Here is a 13,013-nt window from a genome sequence, read left to right on the forward strand (position 1 = left end):
TAGCAAATACCATATTTCTACTTTATTTTTTCTTTTTTAACCAGGTTATTTTTAGTATGGCTGATGAAGCACATAAGTGTACAATCGTAGGTATTTCAGGTGCCTCCGCCTCAGGCAAAAGCCTTATTGCCAGCACACTTTATCGAGAATTACGGGCTCAGGTTGGTGATCACAATATCGGCGTTATTCCAGAAGATTGCTATTATAAAGACCAAACTAACACCCCGATAGAAGAACGTTATAAAGTTAATTATGATCACCCAAATTCAATGGATCACAATTTACTATTCGAACATCTTCAGGCATTGAAAGCTGGAAAATCCATTGAATTGCCACAATATGACTACGTTGAGCACACCCGCAAACCTGAATCCATTCATTTTGAACCGAAAAGAGTTATTATCCTCGAAGGTATTCTACTATTAACAGATAAGCGTCTACGCCAAGAACTGGATTTCTCCATTTTTGTCGATACGCCACTGGATATTTGTTTGATGCGCCGCATCAAACGTGATGTGAATGAACGCGGACGTTCATTGGATTCCGTGATGGAGCAGTACAAGAAAACCGTGCGCCCAATGTTCCTGCAATTTATCGAGCCATCGAAACAATATGCCGATATTATTGTCCCTCGTGGTGGTAAAAACCGCGTGGCCATTGATATTTTAAAAGCCAAGATTGGCCAATTTTGCGAATAATCTGTTGTTCAGGTATTCATAAGTATCATCGTATTTGAGAGGAAATAATGCGACTCTGTGACCGTGACATTATTAAATGGCTAGATGAAGGTAAGCTGGTAATTACCCCTCGTCCCCCTGTTGAACGTATTAATGGGGCAACTGCTGATGTGCGCCTTGGGAATCAGTTTCGTGTTTTTCGTGGTCATACTGCCGCCTATATTGATTTGAGTGGCCCTAAGGCGGAAGTCAATGCGGCACTTGACCGTGTCATGAGCGATGAAATTATTTTGTCAGATGGAGAAGCATTTTTCCTCCATCCTGGCGAATTGGCTTTGGCAGTAACACTGGAATCTGTCACACTTCCGGATAATTTAGTCGGTTGGTTGGATGGTCGCTCATCTTTGGCACGCCTTGGTTTGATGGTTCATGTTACTGCGCATCGCATTGATCCAGGTTGGCAGGGGCAAATTGTCCTGGAATTCTACAATTCAGGCAAACTGCCTTTAGCCTTGCGTCCTGGTATGGTAATAGGTGCATTGAGTTTTGAACCGCTTTCTGGCTCTGCTGAGCGACCTTATAACCGACGTCAGGATGCTAAATATAAAAATCAGCAGGGAGCCGTAGGTAGCCGAATCAGTGAGGATTAATCTTTTCTGGTAAAAGCCTTCTGGTGAAAAATAGTCTTCTTGTGAACATGAGACTGGGGAAGTCATGAAAAGGTTGTTGACGACACTCATTATTTTGTTGGTAGTCATTGTGGCCGGCCTGACGGCATTGGTTATGCTGGTTAATCCCAATGATTTTCGTGGCTACATAGTCAAACAAGTACAAAAGAAGAGTGGCTACCAGCTCGTGTTGCGGGATGACTTGCGCTGGCATGTTTGGCCCAAGTTAAGCATTCTGACCGGTGAGATCTCTCTGACTGCTGAGAATGCCAAGGTACCGACCATTGTGGCCGAAAATATGCGTCTGGATGTGGAGTTGCTGCCACTGCTGTCTCATCAACTCTCAGTCAAAGAAGTGATGTTGAAAGGGGCTGTTTTGCAGTTCACACCGGATAGCCAGCCGAAAAAGCAGCCAGAAGCCCCAATTGCGCCGGAAAGTGATATTCATTATCCAGTCGTCACGGGAAGCCAGGCTTGGAAACTGGATATTGCCAGAATCAGGTTAGTGGATAGCTTACTGATCTGGCAAACCAACGAGCATTCTCAATTAAATGTCCGTGATCTCAATTTGTTGTTGGAGCGAAGTGATCAAGATCACGTTAGCCTTAGCCTCCGCAGTGAAATCAATAAAAATCAACAAGAGCTGTCATTTGAACTCAATTCGTTGGTAGATATCTCTGATTATCCACAGCAGCTATCGGTCGACATTAATTCTTTTGAATACCAATTCCAGGGTATTGGGTTACCGTCTGCGGGTATCCAAGGAACGGGCAGTGCCATAGTGAAATATCAGGCTGCACCTGAATCAATTGTGTTGCAAAAAATGGTATTGACGATGAATGACGGGAATGAGCTGAAAGGGAATATTACTGCCGTTTTGCAAGATAAGCCGCGATATTCCATCAATCTGAGTTCGTCAAAGTTCAATTTAGATAACCTGTTGGGGTGGGATGCTTTACCGAAAAAGACGCCTCAGGCAAAGCATGATTATCGGGTTGAAAATAATTCCTTAAAACCGGTGATTGCAACGTCGGTTTCGGTATTATCTAATTATGACCTTACCTTTTTGCAAGGGTTTGATGCTGATATCTCATTTATGGCAGATAAATTCATTTATCAGGGCATGGATGTTAATCATTTTGGCCTGCAAGCGAGTAATAACAGTGGCCTTACGGAAATCACAAAATTAAGTGGCAATGTGTTTGGTGGACATTTTGCGCTACCGACTTCAATTGATGCCACAGTTGTTCCTGCGAAACTGCACACAAAGCCGCTCTTGCAAGGGATTGAGATACAACCTTTGTTAACTGCATTGGCATTGCCATCGATATTCAACGGTCAGCTTAATGTTGATGGTGATCTTTGGGGAGAAGGTTATGACGAGTATGCTATTTCTCATTATTGGCAAGGTGATTTGAATATCGATTTAAAAAACGCGCGGTTGGAAGGATTGAATATTCCTCAGCTTATTCAACAATCTTTTGCACGAGCAACAAATCAAGTCAGCCAACCTACAAATACAGATGATTTCACTGAAGCTAAAAGCATGTCGGTAAAAGCACAACTGGAGCGCGGTGAGATTAAAATCAGTGAACTTGCGGCAACTTCAGGCATGTTCAATATTAGAGGGCAGGGGAAAGCCAATTTACTGAAGCAAAACACCGATGTTTCATTATGGGTGCAATTAACCAATGGATGGGGTAAGCAGAACGAATTAGTACGTCGTTTGGCGCAGTTAAAAATCCCACTGCGGGTTTATGGTGACTGGAACAACCTGCAATATGCGTTGAATGTAGAACCCATGTTACGTGATGAATTACAGCAGAAGGCCAAAAAATCGATCAAAGATTGGCTTGAAAATAATAGCAGTAAGGAAAACATTAAAGCGTTGGAAGATCTACTGGATAAAAATAAGTGATCGCTTCGGCGATCACCTATTTTACTGAGGGTTATAACGAAACTATTCCATTTTAAAGTGATGGATTAGTGTTGAACTTACTGTTTCTATCAATACCCTATAACCTGATAATAGAAGTTTGGAACCCAACCTAATTGAGGCGTCGTGATAGATATTGTTAAGGTGTCTTTCGACAAACCATCCCCGTTTGCATTGCCGCGTTGTGTTTTGACATCAGCCAGATAACTGGGGCGTTGATTATCAAAATTATCTCCGACAACACTTGCCTGACATGAGATGATGCCATTTGGCAAAGTAGTGGGCAGTTTGATTTTGTAGAAGTGGGTATAGTAAGTCACTCCGCCGATCTCGGCTGCATGAGAATCCCCAATGGGTTCACTACCTACCGCAACCCCATTTATCACGAATATCTCACCCAGCTTGATAATGGTGTGCTCGTCTATGATTCGACGTGACTCAATACCTAATCCAATCAGATTACCCAAGCCTAAATTTCTTACAAAGGCTTGTTTATCAGGAATATCCGCCCCGTTTTTGCTTTTCGCCAGTCGGCTATCCGCGTTAGCTTTTGCTGCTATCGCATTGGTATTGGCATCACTCGCTAATGTTTCAACTTTGCTGATGCGAGTATCAACCTCTACTTTGCTATAAGCGCCTACATCAGAAGCGGTAAGTTTAATATCGGATAACAGGGCTTTACCATTGACGGTGCGTGTGAGTGGGACTCGGCTATCTGCATTGTTATTCGCTTTATTTGCCAGACCTTTAATATCTTCAAGGCGACTTTCTACCTCTACTTTAGTATAGGCATTCACATCAGAGGCCGTCAGATCAATATCGGATAACAGAGCCTTGCCATTCACAGTGCGAGTCAATGGGACTTTGTGCTCCGCAGTGTTATGGGCATTATTGGCTGTCTCCTTAACTTCATCGATAAGGATGTTAATCTCCGCCTTGTTATAGGTATCGACATTGGCTGCGGTGAGTTCAATATCTGTTGACAGTTCTTTGCCGTTGATCTTACGGGTTAATGGCACTTTGCTGTCAGCAAGTTGAACAGCAGAGTTCGCTGTCTGGTTGGCGGCATCAGCCAGTTTTTCAACTTTGCCGATACTATCATCGAGTTCCGCTTTATTGTAAGTACCAACATCAACGGCATGTAGCTCAATATCAGTTAACAGTTCTTTGCCATTCACTTTACGAGTTGATGGCACTTTGTTATTGGCATCTTTACTCGCTGTCTCGGCTTTGTTATAGGCAGATTCTGCCAGCTTATCGACCTTACCTATACGATCATCGATTTCTACTTTGTTATAAGTACCAACATCAGCCGCAGTCAGCTCAATATCAGTTAACAGCTCTTTGCCATTAACTTTGAGAGTTGATGGGACGCTGTTACTAACACCTTTAAGGGCGTCATTTGCATGCTGATTGGCAGTATCTGCCAGGGACTTAACATCCTTGATCTGGGCGTCAGTTTCGCCTTTGTTATAGGCATCAACATCTGCCGCAGTTAATTGAATATCTGCTGATAGCTCTTTGCCATTGATTTTACGGGATTCTGGGACTTTTTTGTCAAGCTCTTGAATGGCGAGACTAGCGTTATTATTGGCAGTATTAGCCAGTTGTTGAACATTGTCGACTTGTGCTTTAACGCCGTTGATAAGGTCATCCGTTTCCTTCTTATTGTAAGCATGAATATCGGATGCTGTCAGTTCAATATCCGTTATCAGTTCCTTGCCATTGACTTTACGGGTTGATGGGACTTTATCCTTGGCAGCTTGAATTGCGATATTGGCGTTGTTATTGGCAGTTTCTGCCAGTTTGTCAACCTTGCCGACACGGTCATCAATCTCTGCTTTGTTATAGGTATCAATATCCGCTGCGGTCAGTTGAACATCCGCTGACAGCTCTTTGCCATTGACTTTGCGGGAGAGTGGTACTTTGTTATCGGCACTGTTAAGAGCAGCATTTGCCTGCTGGTTGGCAGTTTCTGCCAGTTTGTCAACCTTGCTGACACGGTCATCAATCTCGGCTTTGTTATAGGTATCAATATCCGCCGCAGTCAGTTGAACATCGGTTGACAACTCTTTGCCATTAACCTTACGGGTTAACGGGACTTTGCTATTAGCATCTTTAATCGCGGTATTGGCATTGTTATAGGCAGATTCTGCCAGCTTATCAACTTTACCGACGCGGTCATCGATTTCCGCTTTATTGTAAGTATCGACATCCGCTGCAGACAGCTCAATGTCAGTTAACAGCTCTTTGCCATTAACTTTGCGAGTTGATGGGACGCTGTTATTAACACGTTGAAGGGCGTCATTCGCCTGCTGATTGGCAGTTTCTGCCAGTTTGTCAACCTTGCTGACACGGTCATCAATCTCGGCTTTGTTGTAGGTATCAATATCCGCCGCAGTCAGTTGAATATCTGCTGACAGCTCTTTGCCATTGACTTTACGGGTTAACGGGACTTTACTCTTAGCGTCTTGGGTTGCGGTATTGGCATTATTATTGGCGTTTTCAGCTAAATTATTAACATTGTCGATCTGTACTTTGACATCTTTGATGATGGCATCAGTTTCTTCTTTACCATAGGCACCAACATCAACTGCGCGTAATTCAATGTCAGATAATAGCTCTTTGCCATTGATTTTGCGGGATTCCGGGACTTTGTTCTTAGCATCTTGAATAGCCGTATTGGCGTTGTTATTGGCAGTTTCCGCTAGCTTCTCAACATTACCGATACGATCATCGATTTCTACTTTATTGTAAGTACCGACATCAGCCGCACCCAATTCAATATCGGTTGTTAACTCTTTATTATTGATTTTGCGGGATTCTGGAACTTTCTTGCTAAGCTCTTGAATGGCAGTGTTGGCGTTGTTATTGGCGGTGTCAGTTGCTTGCTGAACTGTGTTGATGCGATCGTCAATTTCTTTCTTATCGTAAGTGCCGACATCATTTGCTGTTAATTGGATGTCTATTAGCAACTCTTTGTTGTTGATCTTGCGACTTAATGGGACTTTCTTATCCAACTGTTTAAGGGCTTCGTTGGCATTCTCATTAGCAGTGTTAGCCGATTTATCAACGTTTGCGATAAGCCCATCGACTTCCTGCCTGGTGTAGGCATTCACATCATGTGCGGTAATTCCGATATCGCTTATCAGCTCTTTTCCGTTGATTTTACGGGATAATGGAACCTTAGTGCTTACCTGATCAAGTGCTTTATTGGCTGTTTGGCTGACCCTATCGACAAGGGAGTCTGTTTGAATTTTGTCATAGGCGCCGACATCCGTTGCTGTCAGTTCAATATCTTTGGACAGTTCCTTACCATTAACTTTGCGCGTTGATGGTACATATTTATTTGTCGAGAGTATCGAATTAACCGACTCATTGGCTTGATTGGCTAATTCATATGCTATTTTTACTGCCTTGGGTGTTGCAGCATGAACTTCGCTATCACTGCCGACTTCATTACTTAACGCAACAAATCCTCTTTTTCCTAAGGTAGCACTTGGGTGGTCACGGCTTTCGGCGTGTTCTTTAATTTTTTCTCTCACATAACTGCGAGATGCGAAACCGGAAAGCAGTTCTTTTATCCATCCTGTCAGGCCACTGTTGTTAACCGTCAGAGCCATACGGATAGCTTGTTCCTGAGATTCTGGTTTGTAGAGTTCGGCACAATTTCCTACCGCAATTAGTGTGCCATCTTTATCGAATAGGCCAATTTCACGAACCCACCAATTACCTTCACCTTCAGGAAGTATTTGTTCGGCGATAACTTGGGCGGGTGTTTGGGGATTGATGAGTAAGGCATCAAGTTCAGCGCGATGTTTTTCATTAATCAATCCGGATTGGTTGACATTGGGTGTAGGTGAACTGCCACCACCATCACCTACAGCCATATGGGTAATCTCAAGTTTGATACCTGATGAGGCTGCTTTTTCCAGTTTTTCTGTGCCAGCCTGTGTCAATAATGCAAAATATTCTGTACTCATATAAACCCTCACTTTATCAACAATAAATAGGTGTATTGCTAACCTAGCCGCAAGAGATATTTTGTAGAGCTCTTGGGCCATATGAAGGCGGTATGACATCTCCGCTAACTACCATGGAACGGGTTTATTGTACTTAGGGTAATCATGAACAAATACTTTAAAAATTAAATGAAACTGATAAAACTTATAGGAATAAAAAAAACCGGACTTATGCCGGTTTTTTCTCAGTAGGCGATATCGTTTTAATATCGTGGGTTATATTTCTGCCATTTCTTCAATGGTCAGTGGGGTAATTTTCACTTTATTGATGCGGTGGCTGGTGATTTCCAGCGCTTCAAACAGATAGTCACTAATCTTCAATTGCTCGCCCTGTCGCGGAATGTGTTGCAGATGTTCCATCAACAAGCCTGCTAGTGTCTGGTATTCCCGTTTTTCATCCAATGGCAGCGGCACATAAAGCACCAAATCTTCCAGTGGCATAAATCCATTGGCGATCCAATATCCCTCTTCCATGACCTGAATATCATGGCGAGCATCGATCTCTCCGCTGCCTACAGGAAGGTTACCTGTAATGGTTTCCATCACATCGGTTACCGTAACCACCCCTTCGACAGACCCGAACTCATCGACAACAAAGGCAAAATGAGTTTGCGCTTTACGGAACTGTTCCAGTGCCTGTAGCAAGGAGAGCGATTCCGGGAAAATCAACGGTTGCTGGACTAACTTCCTTAAATCGAAAGTATTGTGAGTCAGTTGTTGATTAAGGATATCAATCACATGTACCACGCCAAGTGGTTCGTCACCACTCTGTTCATCTGTAACTACAATTCGCGTATGTGGCTTTTGTTCCAGTAAGGTAGTCAATTTTTCCGTAGGGGAATGGACATCAAGATAAATCACATCATGGCGTGAAGTCATGATGCTACTGACGGTACGTTGTGCCATGCTGAGAACGCGGGCAATCATCTGGCGTTCCTGGGGCTCAAAGATTTCTTTGCTATCTGTATGATCTGCAATCAGGTCAGAAGTATGGTTATCCAACGCAGCGTTTTCGCGTTTGCCATTTAAAATGTGAAGAACAGCTTCTGCGGTTCTTTCGCGCAGGGAGCGGGAAGCGCTCAAAAACTTGCGGCGATTGAACTGAGCGAACTGGTTCAGTGCTTCAATCATGATGGAGAAGCCGATGGCAGCATAGAGATAGCCTTTCGGAATATGATAGCCAAAGCCTTCTGCAACCAGGCTAAAGCCAATCATTAGTAAGAAGCTGAGACACAGGATCACGATTGTGGGATGTGCATTGACAAATTTTGTCAGCGGTTTGCTGGCCCATATCATCAGGATCATAGCAATAGTTACAGCCGCAATCATGATACCAATGTGGTTGACCATTCCTACGGCGGTGATAACAGAATCCAGAGAAAATACCGCATCTAAGACGATAATTTGCACAACAACTGCCCAGAAGCTAGCTCCTTTGCGTTGTTGGTTAGTATGCAAGGTTTTTCCTTCTAACCGTTCATTCAATTCCATTGTCGCTTTGAACAGCAAGAAGATCCCCCCTATCAACATAATTAAATCACGGGCACTGAAAGGGTGTTCCCATAAAGTAACCAAGGGATTAGTCAGGGAAATGAGCCAGGATAAGCTGAATAGCAACAATATCCTCATAAGAAGGGCGCAGGAAAGCCCTGTCAGGCGAGCTTTATCTCTCTCTTTTTCAGGTAGTTTATCTGCCAGAATGGCAATGAATATTAAGTTGTCTATTCCGAGAACAATTTCTAAAACGATAAGTGTGGCCAGACCTGCCCATATCGTCGGATCAGCGATCCATTCCATATAATTTGTTTTACCTTTTAGTGGGACGGCATTTGCCGACTATTAAATAATGCGTATTGAAATGCGAAATATCAATAGTTGATTTGTCTCAGTTGGAAATTTTTTCAGCAAAAAAACGTTACGCCGATATCGATTGCATCAATAACTACCGTCAATGGCCTTTCCTGAGTTAACATGTAACTTCATTAACAAATTGCCCGCCCTGTTTTGTTGCATACGGTATGTATTACATTTGGTATTGCGTATAGCATCTTGGGTGGGCGGCAGTCATTATTAGACGGGAGTTATTCATGTCCAAACAGCAGATCGGTGTTGTCGGTATGGCGGTAATGGGGCGCAACCTGGCGTTGAATATTGAAAGCCGTGGTTACTCTGTATCTATTTTTAACCGCTCCAGCGATAAAACAGATGAAGTTATTGCTGAAAATCCAGGGAAAAAATTAGTTCCAAGTTATTCCATTGAAGAGTTTGTCGATTCGCTGGAAAAGCCACGTCGTATTCTGTTGATGGTTAAGGCGGGTGAAGCTACGGATAAAACCATTGCATCACTGATGCCACATTTGGATAAGGGTGACATTCTGATCGATGGTGGCAACACCTATTTTCAGGATACTATTCGCCGTAACCGTGAGTTGTCCGCTCAGGGCATTAATTTTATCGGTACGGGGGTTTCTGGTGGTGAAGAAGGCGCATTGAAAGGCCCTTCAATTATGCCGGGTGGTCAAAAAGAGGCTTATGAGTTGGTGGCTCCAATTCTGAAAGAGATCGCTGCTCAGGTTGATGGCGAGCCTTGTGTGACTTACATCGGGGCAGATGGTGCAGGTCATTATGTGAAGATGGTTCATAATGGCATTGAATATGGTGATATGCAGCTAATTGCAGAAGCTTATTCTCTGTTGAAAAGCGCATTGAACCTGAGCAATCAGGCGTTGGCTGACGTGTTCAGTGATTGGAACCAAGGTGAACTAAGCAGCTACTTGATCGAAATTACTGCCGACATTTTTCGTAAGCAAGATGAAGACGGGAAATATCTGGTTGACGTGATTCTGGATGAAGCGGCCAACAAAGGCACCGGTAAGTGGACTAGCCAAAGCTCGTTGGATCTGGGTATTCCAGTAACACTCATCACAGAATCTGTCTTTGCACGCTATATTTCTTCCCTGAAAGATCAGCGCGTAGCTGCATCCAAAGTTCTGTCAGGCCCAAAAGTTCAGCCATTCAATGGAGATAAGGCTGAATTTATCGAGAAAGTCCGCCGTGCTCTGTATTTGGGTAAGATTGTTTCTTATGCGCAAGGCTTTCAGCAGTTGAAAGCGGCATCGGATGAGTACAACTGGGATCTGAACTATGGCGAAATTGCTAAGATCTTCCGTGCTGGTTGTATTATTCGTGCGCAATTTCTGCAAAAAATCACCGATGCATACAATGAAAACTCAGCTATCGCTAACCTGCTTTTAGCGCCTTACTTCAAACAAATCGCAGATGAATATCAGCAAGCTCTGCGTGATGTTATTTCTTACGGTGTGCAGAATGGTATCCCAACACCAACATTCTCTGCTGCTATCTCTTATTACGACAGCTATCGTTCTGCTGTATTGCCGGCTAACCTGATTCAGGCACAGCGTGATTACTTTGGTGCGCACACTTACAAGCGTACTGATAAAGAAGGTGTTTTCCACACTGAATGGTTGGACTAATCATTAAATATCTTTATAAGATATAAAATATTCCCAAAGTAAGGTGCTGAGTTTTCAGCACCTTTTTTGTGAAATGACGTGAAGTAAAAGTAAAGTATCAATTTGGAGGTTGCCACTTAAGTAATCGTTGGGCAAATCTCTCCAACCAGTGTGCTATCTCTGCATCGTGGAGATAAAGAAATACAGCGAGGCTGAGGATAGCGAGGCTGAGTATTACCAGAACAAAAATATTATTCATATAATAATCACCCATCTTTTGCCTGGTTAAATTATAGCAAAATTTAAGTTGTTTTTAATTTATTGGGCATTTTCTTAAGGCTATCTTTAATCGATTATTTTCCGAAAGGTAATTAATTCTGGCATAGCGATGCGACGGTAATCTGCTGCATTCAAAATAATTGAACGCTCCAGACTACCTGCATTAAATGCCAATTCCTCATAGCGTTCAAATAAAAGCGGATCGGCAACCAATTTCAGATCTGGATGAAAACTAAATGGTGGGATGGCACCAAAAACACAACGGGTCAATTCAGAAACCTCTTTTGGGCTTGCTAAAGATGCTCGGCTCCCTCCTATTTGTTTGGCAAGAATAGCAAGATCAGCTTGTTGGTCAGCAGGTAAGACAGCAAGGACATACTGTCGGTAACCATTTCCTTTCACATGGCAAACCAGGCCTTTAGCACCTTGCCCTAGCTGGGTTCCCCGTATTTTTGCCACTTCTTCTGAACGGCCGCCAGTAGCGTGTTCCATGACTTGATAGCGGGCATTGTTGTTGTCTAATAGGGTAGTGAGGCGTTCAAAGATGTCGTTTTTTAGCAAAATATTCTCCTGTATAAACTCAAAGTAAAAATTGATACCTATTTTTTCCGTCTTGCATCAGCAATTATTGATTCTGGTCAACATTACTGGGGTAGATAAGTGTCACATTGTAATTCCAGTTTTTTACACTAAGATTTGGAATACTTCAGTAAAATCTAAGGAGTTTCAAATGGCAGCATCAACTTTCTTTATCCCACCAGTGAATAAAATCGGTATGGGATGCATGACTGAAGCTGTAGAATTAATGAAAAATTATGGCTACAGACAGGCTTTGATTGTCACTGACCGCGTGTTAAACGAGATTGGTGTTGTTGGAAAAGTTCAGGCTTTGCTGGCAGATGTTGGGATAAAAAGTGCAATTTATGATGGAACAAATCCAAATCCAACTACGATTAATGTTGGGGAAGGTTTGGAGATCCTGCGCCAGCATAACTGTGATTGTGTGATCTCTTTAGGTGGTGGTTCACCGCATGACTGTGCCAAAGGTATTGCGCTGGTGGCAGCTAATGGCGGAGATATTCGTGATTATGAAGGGGTTGATCGTTCGGCTAAACCACAGCTACCTCTGATTGCCATCAATACTACTGCGGGAACAGCTTCTGAAATGACGCGTTTCTGTATTATTACGGATGTTGAACGTCATATCAAAATGGCCATTGTGGATAAAAATGTAACGCCTATTTTGTCAGTCAATGATTCTGTCCTGATGGCAGGGATGCCAAAAGGATTGACCGCTGCAACAGGAATGGATGCATTGACTCATGCGATTGAGGCTTATGTCTCTACGGCGGCAAACCCCATTACTGATGCTTGCGCCTTGAAAGCGGTGACAATGATTAGCAATTATTTGCGCCGTGCGGTTGAAGATGGTAATGATATGGAAGCGCGTGAGAATATGGCTTATGCCCAATTCTTGGCTGGCATGGCATTCAATAATGCCTCTTTGGGATATGTCCATGCCATGGCACACCAGTTAGGTGGATTTTATGATTTGCCACACGGTGTCTGCAATGCGGTTTTATTGCCACATGTACAGAGATTCAATGCAAAAGTTTCTGCTGCTCGTTTGAGAGATATTGCGGCGGCTATGGGCGTTGAGGTTGGAGCTTTAAATGATACGCAAGGTGCTGAAGCTTGTATCCATGCAATCAGTGAATTGGCAAAAGATGTGAATATTCCATCAGGTTTGTCTGAATTGAATGTAAAAGAGGAAGATTTGCCAATATTAGCAACTAATGCGTTGAAAGATGCCTGTGGTTTCACCAATCCCATTCAGGCATCACATGAAGAAATCGTTGTTATCTTTAAGGCAGCAATGTGATTCACTGAGTCGTGGTTTTAATCACTGAATGTTCTAGTCACATCACGATCCACTGACAAGCCTCATTATTTTCTAC

General features: G+C 43.1%; 9 protein-coding genes. 5 read left to right on the top strand and 4 right to left on the bottom strand.

Features of this window, described 5'->3' with window-relative positions:
* Positions 1-56 precede the first annotated feature (56 nt).
* From udk to asmA, 3 genes are all read left to right on the top strand, one after another.
* Positions 57-698 carry a uridine kinase gene (udk, locus tag Xets_RS07450; protein WP_099131933.1) on the top strand — a complete coding sequence of 214 codons (642 nt, stop codon included), beginning with the start codon at positions 57-59 and terminating at the stop codon, positions 696-698.
* Positions 699-745: 47 nt separating this feature from the next.
* Positions 746-1,327, top strand: a complete 582-nt coding sequence (gene dcd, locus Xets_RS07455; protein ID WP_099131934.1) for a dCTP deaminase — start codon at positions 746-748, stop codon at positions 1,325-1,327.
* A gap of 64 nt (positions 1,328-1,391) precedes the next feature.
* Positions 1,392-3,263, top strand: a complete 1,872-nt coding sequence (gene asmA / locus Xets_RS07460; protein WP_187651378.1) for an outer membrane assembly protein AsmA — start codon at positions 1,392-1,394, stop codon at positions 3,261-3,263.
* An 89-nt stretch (positions 3,264-3,352) separates the two neighbouring features.
* On the opposite strand, the gene Xets_RS07465 is transcribed toward asmA, so the two are convergent.
* Both Xets_RS07465 and Xets_RS07470 read right to left on the bottom strand, forming a co-directional pair.
* Entirely contained in the window at positions 3,353-7,264 is a 3,912-nt protein-coding gene (locus Xets_RS07465; RefSeq protein ID WP_167450588.1) for a phage tail protein, read from the bottom strand.
* Positions 7,265-7,519: 255 nt separating this feature from the next.
* A complete protein-coding gene (locus Xets_RS07470) occupies positions 7,520-9,100 on the bottom strand; it encodes a TerC family protein (RefSeq protein WP_099131937.1) in 1,581 nt (526 codons plus the stop codon).
* A gap of 290 nt (positions 9,101-9,390) precedes the next feature.
* On the opposite strand from Xets_RS07470, the gene gndA reads away from it, so the two are divergent.
* Positions 9,391-10,797, top strand: coding sequence for an NADP-dependent phosphogluconate dehydrogenase (gndA, locus tag Xets_RS07475; RefSeq protein WP_187651379.1), 1,407 nt, complete (start codon positions 9,391-9,393; stop codon positions 10,795-10,797).
* A 97-nt stretch (positions 10,798-10,894) separates the two neighbouring features.
* Here gndA and Xets_RS07480 read toward each other — a convergent pair whose 3' ends face one another.
* Positions 10,895-11,035, bottom strand: a complete 141-nt coding sequence (locus Xets_RS07480; protein ID WP_167450578.1) for a hypothetical protein — start codon at positions 11,033-11,035, stop codon at positions 10,895-10,897.
* An 86-nt stretch (positions 11,036-11,121) separates the two neighbouring features.
* Positions 11,122-11,616 carry a YbaK/prolyl-tRNA synthetase associated domain-containing protein gene (locus tag Xets_RS07485; protein ID WP_255430575.1) on the bottom strand — a complete coding sequence of 165 codons (495 nt, stop codon included), beginning with the start codon at positions 11,614-11,616 and terminating at the stop codon, positions 11,122-11,124.
* 169 nt (positions 11,617-11,785) lie between these two features.
* Between Xets_RS07485 and yiaY the strand changes: the two genes are divergently transcribed.
* Positions 11,786-12,937, top strand: a complete 1,152-nt coding sequence (gene yiaY / locus Xets_RS07490) for an L-threonine dehydrogenase (RefSeq protein ID WP_099131940.1) — start codon at positions 11,786-11,788, stop codon at positions 12,935-12,937.
* Positions 12,938-13,013: the final 76 nt, after the last annotated feature.

It is taken from the genome of Xenorhabdus sp. TS4 (assembly GCF_014467265.1).
Taxonomy (GTDB): Bacteria; Pseudomonadota; Gammaproteobacteria; order Enterobacterales; family Enterobacteriaceae; genus Xenorhabdus; species Xenorhabdus ehlersii.